Origin of the sequence: Niallia sp. 01092, assembly GCF_052318935.1 — a bacterium.
Taxonomy (GTDB): domain Bacteria; phylum Bacillota; class Bacilli; order Bacillales; family Cytobacillaceae; genus Niallia.
Window position 1 is genome coordinate 38,627 of the sequence record NZ_JBQRKO010000009.1, and the last position, 19,442, is coordinate 58,068.

Genomic DNA, 19,442 nt, shown 5'->3' on the forward strand with positions numbered 1-19,442 from the left:
TACACCTCAATATAAAATGGTTTTCTTTATTATCGGAAAATGACCAACTAAAAGTGAGGAATACTCTGTCCCCCACTTTTTTATCGTTTCCTTTTTACTTCCCTATTTCAAGAAAAATCGTTGTATATCATTCCATGTTACAACAATCATTAATAACATCAATAGTGCGAAACCTACAAAATGAACGATTCCTTCTTTATGACGATCAATTGGTTTTCCTCGAACTGCTTCAATTGCAAAAAACATCAATCTGCCTCCATCCAGTGCTGGAAACGGAAGCAAGTTCATAATTCCGAGGTTAATACTTAAAATACCTGCCCACTTCATTAAATAATAAATACCTGATTGGGCAACTGTATCCGTTGATTTGTATATTCCTACTGGTCCAGATAGAGCATCAATAGAAAATTGTCCTGTTACTAACTTACCAACAGCACCAATAATTTCTTTCGTCCAAACATACGTTTCCACTGCGCCATATTTTACTGCTTTAAGGGGAGATTTCTCCGTTGGACTATACACACCAATTAAGCCGATTGTTTTCCCCTCTTCTGTTTTTGTTGCTTTTGGAGTAATATCCATATTCAGTTCTTTCCCATTTCGAAATAATGCAAATTGCAAATCTTCACCTGGGCTTTTCTGAATAATTTTCACTACTTCTTTCCAACTAGAAACAGATTCTCCATCAATACTAACAATTGTATCTCCTTGTTTTAAACCAGCGTTATGGGCCACTCCATTTTCAATTAAATTACCTAATTTAGGTTCGTTTGAAGGAATCCCTTGAATCAAAGCGATTAATACAAAGATAACAAATGCTAAAACAAAGTTCATTAACGGACCAGCAACAATTGCTAATGTTCTTTGTCCTAGTGTTTTACTTGCAAACTGACGATCTATTGGTGCTATTTGTGATTCAATGCCGTTTTCCACGATAACAGCATTTCTTTTAATAGGAAAAACAACCATATTTTCATTTATATCGTCTTCAGCATATCCTTTTATAAATAGCTCCTGTTCTAAATCAGCTTCTTCCACATTTACAACACGGGCATTCGGATATTTTTCTTTCTGATTAATAATAATTTTGGAAACATGCTCATCCTTGTCGAATAACAAAGCAATTCGATGTCCCGCTTTTATATCAACCATTTCTGGATCTTCACCAGCCATTCGTACAAATCCTCCAAGAGGCAATAGACGAATGGTATACGTGGTTTCTCCTTTTTTTTGTGAAAAAATTTTCGGACCAAACCCTATTGCAAACTCACGGCAAAGAATGCCTGCTCTTTTCGCAAAAACAAAATGGCCTAACTCGTGAAAAAAGACTAATGCACCAAAGATAATAATAAACGCCACTACTGTATTCAAAATATAACCACCTTTTTATAGAAGTGTGCTTACTCGTTTTCTTGTTTCTAAATCTACCTCTTGTATGACAGCAAGACTCGGGTTTGCTATATTTTGATGCTTGCTTATTGCTTTTTCAATCAGCTCTTCGATTTGCAAAAAGCTAATTTCACCTGCTAAAAATTTCGCTACAGCTATTTCATTTGCTGCATTTAAAACGGTTGGCACTGTTCCGCCAAGCCTTCCTGCTTCATAGGCAAACGCAAGACATCGGAATCGTTCTAAGTCCATCGTTTGAAAATGAAGCTTCCCTATACTTGCTAAATCCAATCTTTGAGCTGTTCGTAATGGCAATCGATCAGGAAAGGTTAATGCATATTGAATCGGCACCCGCATATCTGGAGAACCAAGCTGTGCCATCACACTGCTGTCATGGAATTCTACCATAGAATGTATCATGCTTTCTTTATGAAGCAACACATCAATTTTATCGTATGGAAGAGAAAATAGCCAATGCGCTTCTATTACTTCCAGACCTTTATTCATCATCGTAGCAGAATCGATTGTTATTTTTGCCCCCATCGACCAATTTGGATGCTTTAGTGCATCTTCCAGCGTAACATGCTTTAAATCAGCTCTTGTTAAATCACGAAAGCTGCCTCCAGAAGCAGTTACAATCAAGCGCTCTATATTTTTTTCGTTTTCTCCTTGCAAACATTGATAAATAGCAGAATGTTCACTGTCTACAGGTAAAATTGCAACATTATTTTTTTTCGCAGCATCCATTACTAAATGTCCTGCCGTTACTAATGTTTCTTTATTGGCAATCGCAATCTTCTTTTTTGCTTCAATCGCCTGCAATGTCGGCAGAAGTCCTACACTTCCTAATACAGCGTTTACCAGTATATCCGCTTTGTGATAAACAGAAACCTCAACTAAGCCTTCTTGTCCATATGTAAAAGAAATACGAGGAAATGCTTGTTTTAGCATATCACAATCTTTTTTATCGGCAACAGAAACAAGAGACGGTTGAAATTCTGTAATAATTTTTTTCGTCAACTCGATATTTTTACCTGAGGAAAATGCAACAAGCTGAAAGTGTTCTGGATTAGTTTTTATGACATCCAGCGTTTGTGTCCCAATAGATCCTGTTGCACCTAATAAACTAATATACTTCACTACCTCACTCCTACTATGTATACTTCTAAAAAATGTGATTATTCTTGTTTACTATTTAAAGAAGAAATAGTTAAATCAATGAGAAAGCATCAAAGATAAAAAATAGTAATGGCCAAACAAATAATAAACTATCAAAACGATCTAATATTCCACCATGTCCAGGCAATAGCTTCCCTGAATCTTTGACTTCATAATGTCTTTTTAATGCAGACTCCACTAAATCTCCAATTTGTCCAAAAGCAGATAAGATAATCGTTATAAACGCTATTATATACCATTCTATGTAACCAAAAGCACTAAATAGAACAGAAACGACAACGGCGCAAACGATTCCTCCAATTGCACCTTCAACCGTTTTGTTGGGACTGATTTCTGGCCATAATTTCCTTCTTCCAAATGCTCGTCCTATAAAATAGGCGCCTGAATCTGTTGCCCATATCATAAATAGTGAATAAAAGAGAATCCATAAGTCTGCCTCTCGCACTTCCACAAAAAAGTGTAAACCTACGCCCATATAAAGTACAGATAAAATAGAATAGGCAGCATCATCAATTGAAAATTGATTTTTAGAAGCAACCACATATGTTAAATAAAGAAGTACCGTAAATAATCCAATCTCCGTTTTAGATAAAAAAATGTCCTCCAAGAAACGATGATACTCTTTTGGTAAAATAAAGATCCAAACTACTAATAAAGAAAGTAATCCTGGAAAGGAGAAAAGGCGGATCTTTCGCATTCTTAATAATTCAAACAAACCAACTGCTGACATTAAGAATGTAAACAGCACTAACGGCAATCCACCAATAAAAACAAAAGGAAGAAATAAGCCTGCTGCTATTATCGCTGTTATAATTCTCTGTTTCATATTACATTCACAACCCTTATTAGACTCCTCCAAAACGTCTTTGTCTGTTTTGGAATACTTCAATAGCTTCAACTAAATGTTCTTCACTAAAATCAGGCCACAATACATCTGTAAACCATAATTCAGCATACGCAAGCTGCCACATCATAAAGTTACTGATTCTAATTTCCCCGCTAGTACGGATAAGTAAATCAGGATCAGATAGATCTGATGTCATTAAATAGGATGAAAACAACTCTGGTGTTATCTCTTTTCCATCTATCTTCTTTTCTTGACAATCGTTTACTATATTTTTCACCGCTTCAACAATTTCTAATCTGCTTCCATAATTCAAGGCGAAGTTTAAAATAAGCCCTGTATTGTTTTTCGTCTTTTCCACCGCATTTTCTAAAGCTTTCAGCGTATGCTGGGGTAATTGTTCGGTGTAGCCTATCGATGTTACACGAACATTTTTTTCTATTAACTCAGGCAGAAACGTACCGAGAAATTGTTCAGGCAATGACATAATATAATCGACTTCTTTTTTTGGTCTTTTCCAGTTTTCCGTTGAAAAAGCATAAAGGGTTAATACCTTTATTCCTAATTCATCCGCCAATTTTGTTATTCTTTTTACACATTTCATTCCTTCATGGTGACCAGCCACTCTTGGCAGTTTTCTTTTTTTTGCCCAACGGCCATTTCCATCCATAATAATAGCAACATGTTCTGGCATCGTTTGTTGCTTCAGGAAAGTAATCCGTTCTTGGAGATTAGAAGAAACAACTCTCTTCTTCCAAAACGTTAGCTTATTCCACATAAAATAGCTCCTCCAAAGTAAATCCTCTCTTTTTCTTGCTTTTATTTGCTATTGCATATTTCTCCTCTAAAAGCGGATGTTCAAAAAGTCACCAAATGAAAGGTTCGAATCTCTTTGTTGACCTGCTTCTATTTTATTACCTTTTTGAACACACACTAAAATAGAAGTTTCCCTTTCTATCTTAAAGGAAACGGAATCGCTTAAGCAACTATCAGTTTATTTTTACATCATAATAGCTAAAAAACCCCCTAAAATTAGAGGGTTTAGACGATTGACAAACACTCACTTTTTTGGAACCTTTTCTCCAAAAGGAAACACCAAAGGCTGCACACCTAAAAGATATCCATTTTCCGTCAGCCTACATTTACAAATGCCATAACCAGCAGTTTTGGCTGTCAAAAAATGTTTCTCCTTCCTCAGGTGCTCATTACCATCAAATAACTTAAGCTCCTCACAAAGATTCGTGTGGTGATCCGTCAATCGCTTTCAAACAAAATGAAAAGGTTAACACATCTTACACTTCTAATATTTCTTTTTCTTTTTCTTTTGTAAGAGCATCTACTTTGCTGATAAATTCATCCGTTAATTTTTGAATATCATCATTATAGCCACGAAGAGCATCCTCCGTAATTTCTCCATTTTTTTCTAATTTTTTCAAATCATCATTACCATCACGGCGAATGTTACGGATTGCTACTTTTGCTTCTTCTGATTCTTTTTTTACATTTTTCACTAATTCTTTACGGCGTTCCTCTGTTAACATTGGAATAGATAATCGGATCACACTTCCATCGTTGGACGGGTTTAAACCAATATCTGATTTTAAAATCGCTTTTTCGATTTCGCCTAATACCGATTTATCATATGGTTGAATAACAAGAAGTCTTGCTTCTGGTACACTAATACCAGCCAATTGATTGACAGGAGTTGGTGCTCCGTAATAGTCAACTGAAATTCTGTCTAAAAGTGAAGCGTTAGCGCGTCCTGCACGAATGCTTGCTAATTCACGAGAATAGCTTTGAATTGCCTTATTCATTTTTTCTTTTGTTTGAGAAATAACTTGTGTCGCCATTATTTTTTCCCCCTTACTAAAGTTCCGATTGTTTCACCCATTACCGCTTTTTTAATATTACCATTTTCCATAATAGAAAATACAATTAATGGGATATCATTATCCATACATAATGAGGAAGCCGTTGAATCCATTACCGCGAGTCCATCTTTAATTACATCAAAATAAGTTAATTGATCAAATTTCACCGCTGTTTTATCTATTCTTGGATCAGCAGAGTATACTCCATCTACATTGTTTTTCGCCATTAAAATAACTTCTGCTTCAATTTCCGCAGCGCGAAGTGCAGCTGTAGTATCAGTAGAGAAATAAGGATTTCCTGTTCCAGCTGCAAAAATCACAACACGCTTTTTCTCTAAATGGCGAATTGCACGTCTTCTGATATAAGGTTCTGCAACTTGTCTCATTTCAATAGAAGTTTGTACACGTGTTTCAATTCCTAGTTGTTCTAAGCTATCTTGAAGTGCTAAAGAGTTCATTACTGTCGCAAGCATTCCCATGTAATCGGCATTAGCACGGTCCATTCCCATTTCTTCTCCGATTTTACCACGCCAAATATTGCCACCACCGACAACAACAGCAGCTTCTACACCTAGCTCAGCAACTTCTTTCACTTGTTTAGCTACATTTTTTATTACAGCTGGATTAATTCCGAATCCAGCCTCCCCTGCTAATGCTTCCCCACTTAATTTAAGAACAACACGTTTATATTTTGGATTACTCATGGAAACCTCCGCCTGATTTAAAATATCTTGAAAGCGAAAAGCGCAGGCGCCTTGTAAGCCCTGAAGAAAAGTGTTCTCTTGGCTCAAAAAGTGCTTTTTATTTTTAGAGCCAAGAGGTTATTTTTCACAGAGGCTAGGCGTCGGAGCTAGACACTCATCTATGTTGAAAAATGTGATACTCCCTCTTTAAAAATAGGGAACACAATTGTGTTCCCTATAGAAAGCTTTTATAAAAAATGTTACTTACTTTTTGTTTACTTGGTTCATTACTTCTTCTGCGAAGTTATCTTCACGTTTTTCAATTCCTTCTCCTACTTCATAACGAACGAATTCACGTAAAGTTGCACCTTTTGATTCAACGAATTGACGTACTTTTTGATCAGGGTTTTTAACGAAAGTTTGATCAAGTACACAAACATCTTCAAAATATTTACTTAAACGGCCTTCTACCATTTTAGCAACGATTTTTTCTGGTTTTCCTTCATTTAATGCTTGCTGCGTTAATACTTCTTTCTCATGTGCCACTTCTTCTGCAGAAACTTGATCACGAGAAACGTATTTTGGGTTTAATGCAGCGATATGCATAGCAACATCTTTTGCAGGAGCTTCTTCAGTTGTTCCTTCAAGAACAGTTAACACACCAATGCGTCCACCCATATGAAGGTATGCACCAAATGCATCATTATCTGTTTTTGTTTTGATTTCAAAACGACGAAGAGATAATTTTTCTCCAATTTTAGCAATTGCAGCATTGATATGTGCTTCAACAGTTGTACCTTCAGTGAAGTTTTGTGTAAGTGCTTCTTCCACAGATGCTGGTTTGTTTTGTAGTAAGTGCGCAGCAAGTTCTTTTACTAAAACTTGGAATCCTTCGTTTTTCGCAACGAAATCTGTTTCAGAGTTCACTTCAAGAATAATTGCTTCGTTTCCTTCTACAGAGATATAAGTAGAACCTTCAGCAGCAACGCGGTCAGCTTTTTTAGCTGCGCTTGCAATTCCTTTTTCACGTAAAAAGTCAATCGCTTTATCGATATCACCATTAGTTTCTGTTAGTGCCTTTTTGCAATCCATCATTCCAGCACCAGTTTTTTCACGTAGTTCTTTAACCATTTGAGCTGTAACAGCCATAGTAGTTAGCCTCCTTGTATGATTATGTACTATTTTTTTAACCAATTATTTTTAATTTAGAGGATATTCAAAAAGTCACCAAATTAAAGCCTCTAATCTCTTCGTTGGCTTACTTCTAATTTGTTACCTTTTTGAACTCACACTTTTAAGCACTATTCTTTAAAAAAAGGTGATAAGAGGGATGCCCTTTATCACCTTTTTTACAAGTCCCTAAACTTGGTGCCTAGTTTACACTAGGTTTTCTTTTCATAAAACTACTTGTATTTCTATTAAGCAGTTGTTACTTCTTCACCTTGTTTAGCTTCTAAAATAGCATCTGCCATTTTTGCAGTTAATAATTTTACAGCACGGATTGCGTCATCATTCGCAGGAATAACAACATCAATTTCGTCTGGATCACAGTTTGTATCAACAATACCAACAATCGGAATATTTAATTTATGAGCTTCCGCAACAGCAATGCGCTCTTTGCGTGGGTCAACAATAAATAAGCAATCTGGAATTTTTTTCATATCTTTAATTCCGCCTAAGAACTTTTCTAAACGCTCAAGCTCTTTTTTCAATTGAACTACTTCTTTTTTCGGAAGTACTTCAAAAGTACCGTCTTCAGACATTCTTTCAATGTCTTTTAAACGTGCGATACGTTTTTGAATTGTTTCAAAGTTTGTTAAAGTTCCACCTAACCAACGTTGGTTTACAAAGTATTGACCAGAACGGATTGCTTCTTCTTTAACTGAATCTTGTGCTTGCTTTTTTGTTCCTACGAAAAGAATAGTTCCGCCGTTACCAGCAACTTCTTTTACATAGTTATAAGCTTCCTCAACCTTTTTAACTGTTTTTTGAAGGTCGATGATGTAAATGCCGTTACGCTCTGTAAAAATGAATTTTTTCATTTTTGGGTTCCAACGGCGAGTTTGGTGACCAAAATGTACACCAGCCTCAAGTAATTGTTTCATTGAAATAACTGACATGTTTGTTCCTCCTAATGGTTTTGATTTCCTCCGCTTTTTTCATTTTTAATCAAAACTGTATTGATACAGCACCATTGATTAAATCCAAAAGCGTGTGTATTAACACCATTTGTTAATATAGCATATGTATAGTAGACAATCAAGTTATTCTTCATCTTTTTGTCTAAATTTCAATAATAATTCTATTTCAGTTTTCCCTTTATTTAATATTTTTGCAATTTCATCCGTTTTTTTCCCTTGGTCCTTTAGATCTATTACCTTTTCAAAAAATGATTTTTCTTTTGTTTCTTCCTTTTCTAAAGGTAAAATTAACTCTAATAATTCGTCTGCATTCTCTTTTTCTGCCTGCTGCATATCAACTGTTTTTTGATAAACATTTGCTGCTTGTTTTTTTGATAAACGTATTTTTTTTACAGCATTCTCTTTTTCTAAAAAATCTGCATGAAGCTCTTCTATTTCTTCCTCTTCTTTTTTCGGTGCTTCTTGTCTATTTTTTTCTACCGTTACTATCTTTTGAAGAAACAGCTCGTTTTCTTCTTTCATTTCTACAATAAAAGCAGCAATAATATTTTCTACTTCTTCCACGGACTGTTTTTGTTGTTTTTCAAGCATAACAAATCGATTTTGTCTTACATACAGAAGTGCAATGAATAAAAAAGCCAAAATATTAAATATAAAACTTAAAATTAATAAAAATGTAATCAAAACTATCCCTCAATCCACTGTAATCGATCATCACGTACATCCATTCCAATTACATTACCTTTTCTAATGATTGTCTTAATTTAAAAATTGCCTTTGAATGTATTTGAGAAATTCTTGATGTCGATAAGTTCATTACTTGTCCTATTTCCGTTAATGTCAATTCTTCTTTGTAAAATAAGCTGATAACTAGCTGCTCTTTATCATTTAATAATGAAATCATACTTGCCATTTCTTGAATCAATTCATCCTTCAATAGTTTCTCTTCCGGAATGATCGTTTTATCGTCTCGAATAACGAAGGAAGGTCCTTCTTTATCCTCTTGGTCATTTAGTTGTTCATCAATAGAAAGCACATTAGCAAAAAAATGTTCGTTCATCGTTGAATAGACTTCTTCTGGAGTAAGCGCTAATTCATGAGCTATTTCCTGAACCGTTACATTTCTCATTTTTTGTTGTTCAAGCCGTTCGATTGCTGCTTCTATTTTTTTAGACTTCTCTCTAGTGCCTCTTGATAGCCAATCTTCTTTTCTTAAACCATCGATAATACTTCCTCTTATTCGAAAAGATGCATATGTATCAAATTTCAAATCTCTTTTCGGATCAAATCTTTCTAATGCATCATACAATCCTATCAAACCTAAACTATATAATTCTTCTCTTGAAACACTTTTTGGGAGTCCAACAGATATTCTTTGTACATGAAAACTTACTAATGGTATATATTTTTTTATTAATCGATTGCCAGCATTTTTATCACGTGAAGCAATCCACATACCCCATGCATTTTTGTCCTCTGTTGTTGAATCATTTACCATGATTTTTCCTCCTAAAAACTACATTTCATTTGAACGATTTAGCTTTTCCATTTTAAAAGATGAAGAAGTATTTTTCCGCTTCTATTTATATTCCAAACTAATCTTTGTACAAAACATTTATATACTTGTTTAAATTTTATCAAAAGATTAGAAATTAGACTTTATTCATCATGATTTTTTTGAAAAATAGGACAAAAAACCCATATAAAAAAGATGTTTCCATTATTTGGAGCTCCATCACTTCCTTAATGCCTTAAATAAGTAAGATGCAAAAAATAGGCGATAGAACTACAATTTTTAGTTTGGAACATCCTTTGTTATTTTCTATTTTATTCATTTTTTATATAATCTGTGTACCTTTATTCACTGTCCGAATCGTTAATTCGGTAGTTTCTGGATTAAATTCAATTGTTCTTCCACTATTGCCACCAACATCTTCTCCACAAATCTGAATATTTAAGATTTGCAATTCTTTTTTTACTGCCTCAACATTTCTTGGTCCAATTCTCATAATATCACTTGAACCTGAAAACTGAAACATTTGGGCCCCGCCAGCAATTTTCGCCTTTAATGAAGCCTTTTTTGCACCCAACAATTCTAAATTTTTAACCAAGGCAATAATCGCCGTGTCAGCAAATTTCGCCAAATTTAACGGCTGCGATTTTGATAAAGAAGAATCAGGAAGCATAATATGGGCCAACCCTGCGATCCCTTTGAATTGATCATATAAAACAACCCCAACACAAGATCCTAAACCTGATGTTCGTATCATTTGCGGAATGCGTACAGTATTCATGTCAGCTATGCCAACTTTAACAACTGTTTCTTGTTCAATCATCTACTGTCACTCCCAATGCTCCAAACAAAATAGTAAACGATTCCGGATCTGGCAGCAAGAAAAAATGACCTTTGACACTTTTAGATAAAGAATCTTCTTCTTCATTTAAGGCAGTATTAATAACAATCGCATAATCACTGACTTGAGATAACTCTATCAAACCATAACTGATAATTGCACCTACCATATCAATTGCAAGCGATGGTACAGACGGATACAAAGATAAATTAGTAAAATCGGATAATGAGGATAAATAGGAGCCTGATAGAATATTACCAAGCTCCTGAAGTGCAGATAAAGCTAATTCATCATAAGGTGGCTTATCTAGCTGTAAAGAAGCATCCCCAATTAAATCTTTAATAAAGCTGGTTGCTTGTTCAATCGGAAGCATAAAAAACATGCTTCCAGGTGCATCCCCTTCAATTCTTAAAAAAACCCCTGCTACGATATTTTCTGCTCCACCTGCCATATCCATCATTTCATCAAACGAAACAATACGAACATTCGGTACCTTCATATCAATTTTTTTATTTAATAATTTTGAAAGGGAAGTTGCAGCGTTTCCTGCACCAATATTCCCTATTTCCCTTAAAACGTCCAAGTGTAATGAACCAATTTTATCCGTAAATGCCATTATTTATCCTTCACTTCTTGTATATTTTTTTAATTCTTCTCGATCAAAAACTTTTTCTAAATTCACAAGTATAAGCAGCCTTTTGTCTAACTTTACGACACCGCTAATATAGTCCACTTCTGTTCCGCCCACCACTTCTGGTGCTGGTTCAAATGTTGCGGTATCTACATCGACTACATCATTTGCATTGTCTACAATAACTCCAACCTCTATATCAGCTAACGCAATAATAATAATACGCGTACGCTCAGTATATTCTTTTTCCTCTAAATCAAACCGTTTTCTTAAATCAATCAGTGGTGTTACAACACCGCGAAGATTGATAACGCCTTTAACAAAAGGAGCTATATTAGGAATTCGGGTAATATGCATAATTTTTTCAATCGAGCGCACTTGATTTACTGGGATTGCATATTCTTTTCCTTTTAATTCAAAAATAATTAATTTCACTTCCGTTGAAACAGATTCTACCATTCTCCTTCATTCCTCTCTATCAAGTTAGTTAACTGTCTAGCTCCATTGCACAGGATGTACTTATATGCAGGTAATGCTACAGGCTCGAAGGATGCGTGCCAATCGACTTTGTCACAGGACATGGGTACTTAGTCAACCAGCACCTAGCCCCTGTGAAAGATAGCCTCTTGTCTCTAAAAGTAAAGCTGTTTTCTCAAAGTTTGTTGTTTTTCACGTAATAAAATGGAAGAAGAAGTACTCAGCAGACTGAATACACGTAGACTCCTGTGGGAATGCGAGAAAGACGGACCCCACAGGAGCGTATGTGACGAGGAGGCTCGACGCTCGCCCACGGAAAACGAAGTGTATTCAGGCTGCGCGTTTAAAAGCAACAATCTATAGGAAAACAGCCAAAAGTAAAAGCACTTTTTAATACAAGAGAACATTTTTCTTCGGGGCTGTACAAGGCGCTTCCGCTTTTCTATTTCTAGCTCCAGCGCCTAGCCCCTGTGAAAGATAGCCTCTTGGCTCTAAAAGTAAAAAGCACTTTTTGAGCCAAGAGAACATTTTTCTTCGGGGCTGTACAAGGCGCTTCCGCTTTTCTATTTAATCAGTGCATTACAGTCGACAATTAAAGCAACTTGCCCGTCACCTAATATAGTAGCACCTGAGATAGCAAAGGCATTGGATAGATAGCCACCAAGTGATTTTAAGACAATCTCCTGCTGCCCAATAAACGAATCAACAACCAATCCTGCTAGCTTATCTCCTTTTCGAACAATGATGACTGAATAAAACTCATCTTCGTCTCTTGTTAAAGGAACTTCAAATATTTCCTTTAAAAATAATAGAGGCACTACTTTTCCACGAAAATCAATAACCGTTTGATTATGTGCCTGCAGAACATCTTTTTTATGAACAATAGCTGTTTCGATAATAGAAGATAACGGAATTGCATATTTTTCCTCTTGTATTTCTACTAACATGACAGAAATAATAGAAAGAGTTAGCGGCAATTGTATAGAAAACAATGAACCTTTTCCTTCTTGAGATTCTATTGTAATGCTTCCTCCGAGGGATTCTATTGTGCTCTTGACAACGTCTAATCCAACCCCTCGACCAGAGATATCAGATATTTTATCAGCTGTTGAAAAACCTGATGCTAAAATCAGTTCTGCAATTTGCGAGTCTGTTAAAATACTTGCTGTCTCTTGCGTAATCAACCCTTTATTTAACGCTCTCTCTAACACTTTCTTTTTATTAATGCCTGCTCCATCATCCTCAAGCTCAATAAAAACATGGTTACCGCTATGGTATGCTCTTAATACAACGGTTCCTTCTTCTCTTTTATTATTCGCTCTTCGTTCTTCTGGTGTTTCAACCCCATGATCGATTGCGTTTCTAATTAAATGAACAAGGGGATCACCAATTTCGTCAATGACGGAACGATCCAATTCTGTTTCTGCACCAATTATTTCCAAGTTTATTTTTTTGTTTAAGTCTCTTGCTAGTTGACGAACCATACGTGGAAAACGATTAAAAACAGTTTCTACCGGAACCATTCTCATATTTAGAATAATGTTTTGCAAATCACCTGTTACTCTAGACATTCTTTCTACTGTTTCATGTAGTTCTTGGTCATTCAAATCTTGAGAAATTTGTTCTAATCTACCTCTATCAATCACTAATTCTTCAAAAAGATTCATTAAAATATCTAATCGTTCAATATTTACACGAATTGTTTTACTAGTTTGTTTCGCAACTGTTCCTGTTCCTTGCTTTACTTCTTCTTTTTCTGGCTCTGCTTGATTTACAATTGCATCGATTTCCTCTTTATCTTTAGACGCCTTTTCTTCTTGAATGCCTTTTGTTTCAGGTGCCGCAAGTTCATAGGTAGAAAAAGCTGATACTTCCACCTCTTCTACTTCCGATACATTCATAATTTTTGTTTTTATGATGTTTTCCTCTTCTTTAGAAATAAAGGTAACGATAAAGTGATAGTCAAATTTTTCTTCTTCTAATTCTTCTACAGGAGGATTGGACTTAATGACTTCACCTAAAGTCTCAAGTACTCCAAAAATCATATATACTCTTGCTGCCTTCAGCACACAGTCCTGTTTTAAACGGATATTGATTTCATATGTATAAAACCCTTGTTCAGAAGATTGTTGTAAAATGGTTAATTCAAATTCATCATAGTTTGAAGTCGGTTGTTTTTTTTCTGCAACAGCAACAGCAACTTCTTCCTTCACCACATTTTGGGTTTCAATCATCCCGTTCTTTTCAATTGCAATTAATTTTGTTACAACTGCTTCCACATTCTTTTTGCCATCCCCACCACTGGCAATAGATTCTACCATTGCTTCTAAATCATCAACTGCTAAGAAGATAACATCTAATATTTCAGGCGAAAAAGTGATCTTTTGATTTCGTATAGCATCCAGAACATTTTCCATTTCATGGGTTAGACTTGCTAAGTCTTCATATCCCATTGTCGCAGACATCCCTTTTAACGTATGTGCAGAACGAAATATTTCATTGACAATTTGAATATTTCCCGGATTTTTTTCTAATTCTAGTAAATGTTCATTACAAGCCTGTAAATGTTCTTTGCTTTCCTCTATAAAAACCTCTAAATATTGATTCATTTCCAATTGCTTCACACCCCTTGGCGTTATACATATTTCATTATCGTTTTTGCAATGTTTTCTACATTTTGAACTTCATTAATACAGGTTGTTGCAATGGCTGCTTTTGGCATTCCAAAAACAATCGAAGTTTCTTCTGATTCAGCAATTGCTGTAATTTCACCAGCGTTTACTAATGCCAATAATCCATTTTTACCATCTGAACCCATTCCAGTCATAATTACCGCTATTTTTGGGTAATGATGTATTAAACTGACAGAGTGAAACAATACATCGACGGATGGACGATGACCATTAACTGGTTCAGATTGATCTAAATGAATGGCAATCTTCCCTCCAATTATTTTGACTTTTAAATGAAATCCTCCTGGAGCAATATAAGCAACACCCTTTTGAATTAGTTCTCCATTTTCTGCTTCTTTAACCGTTATAGTGCATAAAGAGTCTAATCGATTTGCAAGCGATTTTGTAAAATTCGGCGGCATATGCTGTACAATTAAAATCGCTGCATTAATATCCTTTGGCAGTTTTGTCAAAACATGCTGAAGTGCTTTGGGCCCACCAGTGGATGTACCTATTAACAGAAGTTTTTCTTCTTTTTTATTCAAATGGTTAGGCAAAATAGACTTTTGATTCATCTTATGTTCTTTACTTAGTTCTATTTTACTATATTCAGTTTGCGGAATAATAGTACTTTTTCCGTTTGCAGATATGTTTAATAACGTTTTAAGCTTTACACTACTTGCGGAGACTACTTTTTCTACTAATTCTTGTTTTACTTTATATAAATCTAGTGATATTGATCCAGAGGGCTTACCAATAAAATCAATTGCCCCCATTTGTATGGCACGGACTGTATCATCTGCTCCTTCTTTTGTTGTACTCGATAACATAATAACAGGAACTGGATTTTCTTCCATAATCCGCTTCAATGCACTCAATCCATCAAGCACTGGCATTTCTACATCCAATGTGACAACATCAGGTTGCAATTCTTTCATTTTTTGTATACCATCTTCGCCATTTCTTGCTGTGCCAACAACTGTAATACGAGAATCCTCAGAGAGAAAATCAGCAATAAGTTTACGCATAAATGCAGAATCATCCACTATTAAAACTTTTATTTTCTCCATGTAAACGCACTACCTTTCAAACAGAAACCTCTTTAATTTTGTCACAAAATGTGTTTTATTTTTTTGTGCAGGTTCTGAAAACTGTTGTTTACAATATCTATCGGTTAATTCGAACAAAGCTTTAGCAGCTGTTGATTTTTCATTAAAAATAATAAAGGGGATTTGTTTTCTAACTGCTTGCATAACTTGGTGGTCATCGGGAATTATTCCTAAACTTATTACATCTTTTCCTAAAAATTGTTTTAAAACGTTTTTTAGCTTTTGAAATGTTTCTCTTCCATCAAGCGAAGTGATTGTACGATTTACAACTAAATAAAAAGGAAGATCCTGATTATGAATATGGATAAACTTCATTGCTGCATATGCGTCTGTAATGGATGTTGGTTCCGGTGTAGTAACCACAATTACTTCATCTACAGATAGGATAAAAGATAAAGAATCATTGTTGATGCCTGCGCCCATATCAAATAGGACATAATCATATTGATTAAGAAAACTAGTAAAATCGTAAAAAAAGCGATCCATCTTCTGCTGTCCCATTTGGACAAAATTTGATAAACCTGATCCACCTGCTATATAATGAATTCCTTTTGGTCCTACCATTATCATTTCAGAAAAAGATACTTTATTTTCAAAATAATCCACAATCGTAAAATTTGATTGTGTTCCCATTAAAATATCAATATTCCCCATGCCTATATCCATATCAATTAACAATACCGAATATCCTTTTTTTATCAATGACAGGGAAAAATTAACAGAAACATTTGATTTACCAACTCCTCCCTTACCACTTACTACAGCAAGAGTTTTTTGATGATTAGCCCGATGAAAATTTTGAATTCTTTCTCGTAAAATTGCAGCTTGATCTGTCATTGTTAATCAACCCCAATTATTCTTTTTACAATATCCTTTGGGTTAGCTAAAAGCATGTCATCAGGAACATTTTGACCTGTTGTTAAATAGGCAACCCCCTTTTGATATTTAACAATCAAATTAATCATACTGCCATATGAGGATGTTTCATCCATTTTAGTGAAGATAAAATGATCAATATCAATCGTTGAAAATTGTTGATATATATCTTCCATATCCTCTTGTTTAGCTGTTAAAGACAATACTAACAATGTTTCCATCTCTCTCTTATAATCGACCACTTTTTTTAAATCTTCAACGTATTGTTGATTCCGAAAATTCCTTCCGGCTGTATCAATTAAAATTACATCACATGATTCTAGTTTTTTGGCTGCCAATTCAAAATCCTCTAAGCTATAGCAAACTTCTAATGGAACATTTAAAATATTGGCATATGTTTTTAATTGTTCAATGGCTGCAATCCGGTAAGTATCTGTCGTAATAAATCCAATTTTTTTTTGATGCTTTAACATAAAATTTGCAGCCATTTTAGCTAATGTTGTTGTCTTCCCTACTCCTGTAGGACCAACCACATTAATAAATTTTTTGGATAAAGATAATTCTCCAAATAAATTTGGAGAAATTTCATTATATAAATACTCTTCTGCCCAGCTTTTTACATCATGAATGGATTTGTCCGCACCTTCTAAATACCATCTTTCTACAATCTTTTTTGTTATCTTTGTTTGAAGCTGTTGATCCACATGTTGTTTTTCAAAACATGTAATTACTGTTTGCACAGGTAACGGCAAGGCCACTTGACTGATTGTATCTTTTTGTCTGATTTCTTGAACGGCATCATTTAACTGTTCTAGCTGCTTTACTACTTCGTTTGTTGAAAAATCCGCATCAGCAGAAAGCAAGTTTTTTTCTTTCCCAGCATTTTCATCTAATTTTTGTGGGAGTATGTTTATTTTTTTCTTTTTAACAGGTATTGTTTCTACATTCGCTCCAGGATCAATTGCCGCAAGTACTTCGATATTTCTTTTTTTGAAGAAACCTAAAAATCCACCTGTATGAATTACTTTCGAATGTAAGATAATTGCATCGTTTCCTAATTCAGCACGAACTTTTTTCATGGCTTCAGGCATGCTTTGCGCTGTATATTTTTTTATTTTCAATCAATATTCACCACCCCTACACTTTGTACTTCAACATTTGCTTCTAATTCGTTATACGATAATATAGGAACTTGCGGGAAGTAACGCTCTGTTAATTGTCTAACGTACATTCTCACAGCTGGGGAGCATAATACAATTGGTATTTGTTCCATTATCGATAACTGTTCTACTTGGGACGCTACACTTTCTAATACTAATTGAGACATGCTTGGGTCAATCGTTAAATAATTTCCATGCTCAGTTTGTTGAATATTATCTGCAATCAATTTCTCCACTTTTCCTGATAACGTAACCACTTTTAACGACTCACCATTTACCGAGTACTGATTTGTTATTTGACGGGCTAATGCCTGCCTAACATACTCTGCCAACAAATCCGTATCACTTGATACTTTTCCGAAATCGGCTAAAGTTTCAAAAATAATCGGCAAGTTGCGAATCGAAATATTTTCTTTTAATAATTTTGCTAATACTTTTTGAATATCTCCAATAGATAAAGGATTTGGTGTAACTTCTTCTACTAAAATAGGATACGTTTCTTTTAAATGATCGACTAATTGTTTTGTTTCTTGTCTTCCTAATAATTCATGTGCATTTGCTTTTATCACTTCAGTAATATGAGTCGAAACAACGGATGGAGGATCCACGACCGTATAACCAAAGATTTCTGCTTGTTCTTTTGTATTTTCCGTAATCCATTTAGCTGGCAACCCAAAAGACGGCTCTACTGTATCTATTCCTTCAATAGAATCATCTTCCATTCCAGGACTCATCGCTAAATAATGATCCAACAGCAACTCGCCTCTTGCCATTTCATTTCCTTTCATTTTCAAGCGATATTCATTTGGTTGAAGTTGAATATTGTCCCTTATTCTTACAACTGGAATAACGAGGCCTAATTCTATTGCCAACTGTCTTCTAATCATTACAACACGATCTAATAAATCTCCACCTTGGTTAGCATCAGCAAGTGGAATTAATCCGTATCCAAATTCAAATTCGATAGGATCTACATTTAAAAGCGTAACAACACTTTCAGGACTTTTTAATTCATCCGTTTGTAATTCTTCTTCCATATCTTTCATTTGCTCCATATCTTGTTTTGGTACTTTCGATAAAGTAAATCCACCAAAAACAAGGAGGCCGGCAATCGGAATCGTTAATATATCATCAATTGGTGTAACTAAACCTAAAAGAAAAATCGTCCCTGCTGCAATATACAGCATTTTTGGATAGGCTAATAGCTGCTTTGTTATATCTGCCCCTAAATTTCCATCGGATGCTGCCCTTGTTACGATAATACCAGTTGCAGTAGATATAAGAAGAGCTGGTATTTGACTGACAATACCATCCCCGACGGACATCAACGAAAAATTATTTGCTGCATCGCCAATGGACATACCTAACTGAGTCATGCCAATAATGATACCGAAAATTAAATTAATTAATACAATAATAATTCCAGCAATCGCATCGCCCTTTACAAACTTGCTTGCTCCGTCCATTGAACCGTAGAAATCAGCTTCTCTGCTTACTTTTTCACGGCGGGCTTTCGCTTCGTGTTCTGAAATGATTCCAGCGTTTAAATCTGCATCAATACTCATCTGCTTTCCAGGCATTGCATCTAATGTAAACCTTGCTGCAACTTCGGATACACGCTCTGATCCTTTTGTAATAACAATAAATTGAATAATTACTAAAATAAAAAAGACGACTAAACCTACTACAATATTTCCACCAACCACAAATGTCCCAAAAGTGTGGACAACGCCACCTGCGTCGCCAGTCGATAAAATCGATCTAGTAGTAGATACATTTAAACCTAGGCGAAATAAGGTCATTAATAATAATATGGATGGAAAAATAGAAAATTCTAATGGCTCACGCATACTCATTGTTAATAAAAGGATTAATAATGCCAAGGTAATATTTATTAATATGAAAAAGCTTAACATCCATGTTGGAAAAGGAATAATCAGCATGGCAATAATTAAAATTACACTAAATAATACGGTAAGATCTCTACCAGACATATGTTTCGCTCCTTACTAAATCAAAACATTTAAATCAAATTTTTTGTTAATACTATCTACTT

At 34.9% G+C, this 19,442-nt stretch carries 18 protein-coding genes; all 18 read right to left on the reverse strand.

Annotated elements, in window-relative coordinates:
- Positions 1–102 precede the first annotated feature (102 nt).
- Positions 103–1,371, reverse strand: a complete 1,269-nt coding sequence (gene rseP, locus ACTXGU_RS10015; RefSeq protein WP_443481375.1) for an RIP metalloprotease RseP — start codon at positions 1,369–1,371, stop codon at positions 103–105.
- A gap of 15 nt (positions 1,372–1,386) precedes the next feature.
- On the reverse strand, positions 1,387–2,529 hold the full coding sequence (locus ACTXGU_RS10020) for a 1-deoxy-D-xylulose-5-phosphate reductoisomerase (protein ID WP_443481376.1): 1,143 nt from the start codon (positions 2,527–2,529) through the stop codon (positions 1,387–1,389).
- Between the two features lie 70 nt (positions 2,530–2,599).
- Complete coding sequence (locus ACTXGU_RS10025) at positions 2,600–3,394, reverse strand: phosphatidate cytidylyltransferase (RefSeq protein WP_443481377.1); 795 nt, start codon at positions 3,392–3,394, stop codon at positions 2,600–2,602.
- Between the two features lie 19 nt (positions 3,395–3,413).
- A complete protein-coding gene (locus ACTXGU_RS10030) occupies positions 3,414–4,190 on the reverse strand; it encodes an isoprenyl transferase (RefSeq protein WP_443481378.1) in 777 nt (258 codons plus the stop codon).
- 514 nt (positions 4,191–4,704) lie between these two features.
- Positions 4,705–5,262 carry a ribosome recycling factor gene (frr, locus tag ACTXGU_RS10035; protein WP_443481379.1) on the reverse strand — a complete coding sequence of 186 codons (558 nt, stop codon included), beginning with the start codon at positions 5,260–5,262 and terminating at the stop codon, positions 4,705–4,707.
- Entirely contained in the window at positions 5,262–5,987 is a 726-nt protein-coding gene (gene pyrH / locus ACTXGU_RS10040; protein WP_443481380.1) for a UMP kinase, read from the reverse strand. Before pyrH ends, frr begins: the two co-directional genes overlap by 1 nt.
- A gap of 243 nt (positions 5,988–6,230) precedes the next feature.
- The gene (gene tsf / locus ACTXGU_RS10045) at positions 6,231–7,115 is read right to left on the reverse strand and encodes a translation elongation factor Ts (protein ID WP_443481381.1); all 885 of its coding nucleotides are present in this window, start codon (positions 7,113–7,115) and stop codon (positions 6,231–6,233) included.
- Positions 7,116–7,384: 269 nt separating this feature from the next.
- The gene (gene rpsB / locus ACTXGU_RS10050; RefSeq protein ID WP_443481382.1) at positions 7,385–8,086 is read right to left on the reverse strand and encodes a 30S ribosomal protein S2; all 702 of its coding nucleotides are present in this window, start codon (positions 8,084–8,086) and stop codon (positions 7,385–7,387) included.
- 144 nt (positions 8,087–8,230) lie between these two features.
- Positions 8,231–8,791, reverse strand: coding sequence for a hypothetical protein (locus ACTXGU_RS10055; protein WP_443481383.1), 561 nt, complete (start codon positions 8,789–8,791; stop codon positions 8,231–8,233).
- A gap of 49 nt (positions 8,792–8,840) precedes the next feature.
- On the reverse strand, positions 8,841–9,605 hold the full coding sequence (locus tag ACTXGU_RS10060; protein ID WP_443481384.1) for a FliA/WhiG family RNA polymerase sigma factor: 765 nt from the start codon (positions 9,603–9,605) through the stop codon (positions 8,841–8,843).
- Positions 9,606–9,945: 340 nt separating this feature from the next.
- Complete coding sequence (locus tag ACTXGU_RS10065; protein ID WP_443481385.1) at positions 9,946–10,443, reverse strand: chemotaxis protein CheD; 498 nt, start codon at positions 10,441–10,443, stop codon at positions 9,946–9,948.
- A complete protein-coding gene (locus tag ACTXGU_RS10070; protein ID WP_443481386.1) occupies positions 10,436–11,077 on the reverse strand; it encodes a chemotaxis protein CheC in 642 nt (213 codons plus the stop codon). The genes ACTXGU_RS10065 and ACTXGU_RS10070 overlap by 8 nt, the downstream gene beginning before the upstream one ends.
- 3 nt (positions 11,078–11,080) lie before the next feature.
- Entirely contained in the window at positions 11,081–11,551 is a 471-nt protein-coding gene (locus ACTXGU_RS10075; RefSeq protein WP_443481387.1) for a chemotaxis protein CheW, read from the reverse strand.
- A 581-nt stretch (positions 11,552–12,132) separates the two neighbouring features.
- A complete protein-coding gene (locus ACTXGU_RS10080) occupies positions 12,133–14,184 on the reverse strand; it encodes a chemotaxis protein CheW (RefSeq protein ID WP_443481388.1) in 2,052 nt (683 codons plus the stop codon).
- A gap of 20 nt (positions 14,185–14,204) precedes the next feature.
- Positions 14,205–15,311, reverse strand: a complete 1,107-nt coding sequence (locus ACTXGU_RS10085; RefSeq protein WP_443481389.1) for a protein-glutamate methylesterase/protein-glutamine glutaminase — start codon at positions 15,309–15,311, stop codon at positions 14,205–14,207.
- Between the two features lie 9 nt (positions 15,312–15,320).
- Positions 15,321–16,187 (reverse strand): MinD/ParA family protein, encoded by an 867-nt coding sequence (locus ACTXGU_RS10090; protein ID WP_443481390.1) that lies wholly within the window; start codon positions 16,185–16,187, stop codon positions 15,321–15,323.
- 2 nt (positions 16,188–16,189) lie between these two features.
- Positions 16,190–17,347 (reverse strand): flagellar biosynthesis protein FlhF, encoded by a 1,158-nt coding sequence (flhF, locus tag ACTXGU_RS10095; protein WP_443481391.1) that lies wholly within the window; start codon positions 17,345–17,347, stop codon positions 16,190–16,192.
- Positions 17,344–19,380, reverse strand: a complete 2,037-nt coding sequence (gene flhA / locus ACTXGU_RS10100) for a flagellar biosynthesis protein FlhA (RefSeq protein ID WP_443481392.1) — start codon at positions 19,378–19,380, stop codon at positions 17,344–17,346. The genes flhF and flhA overlap by 4 nt, the downstream gene beginning before the upstream one ends.
- Positions 19,381–19,442: the final 62 nt, after the last annotated feature.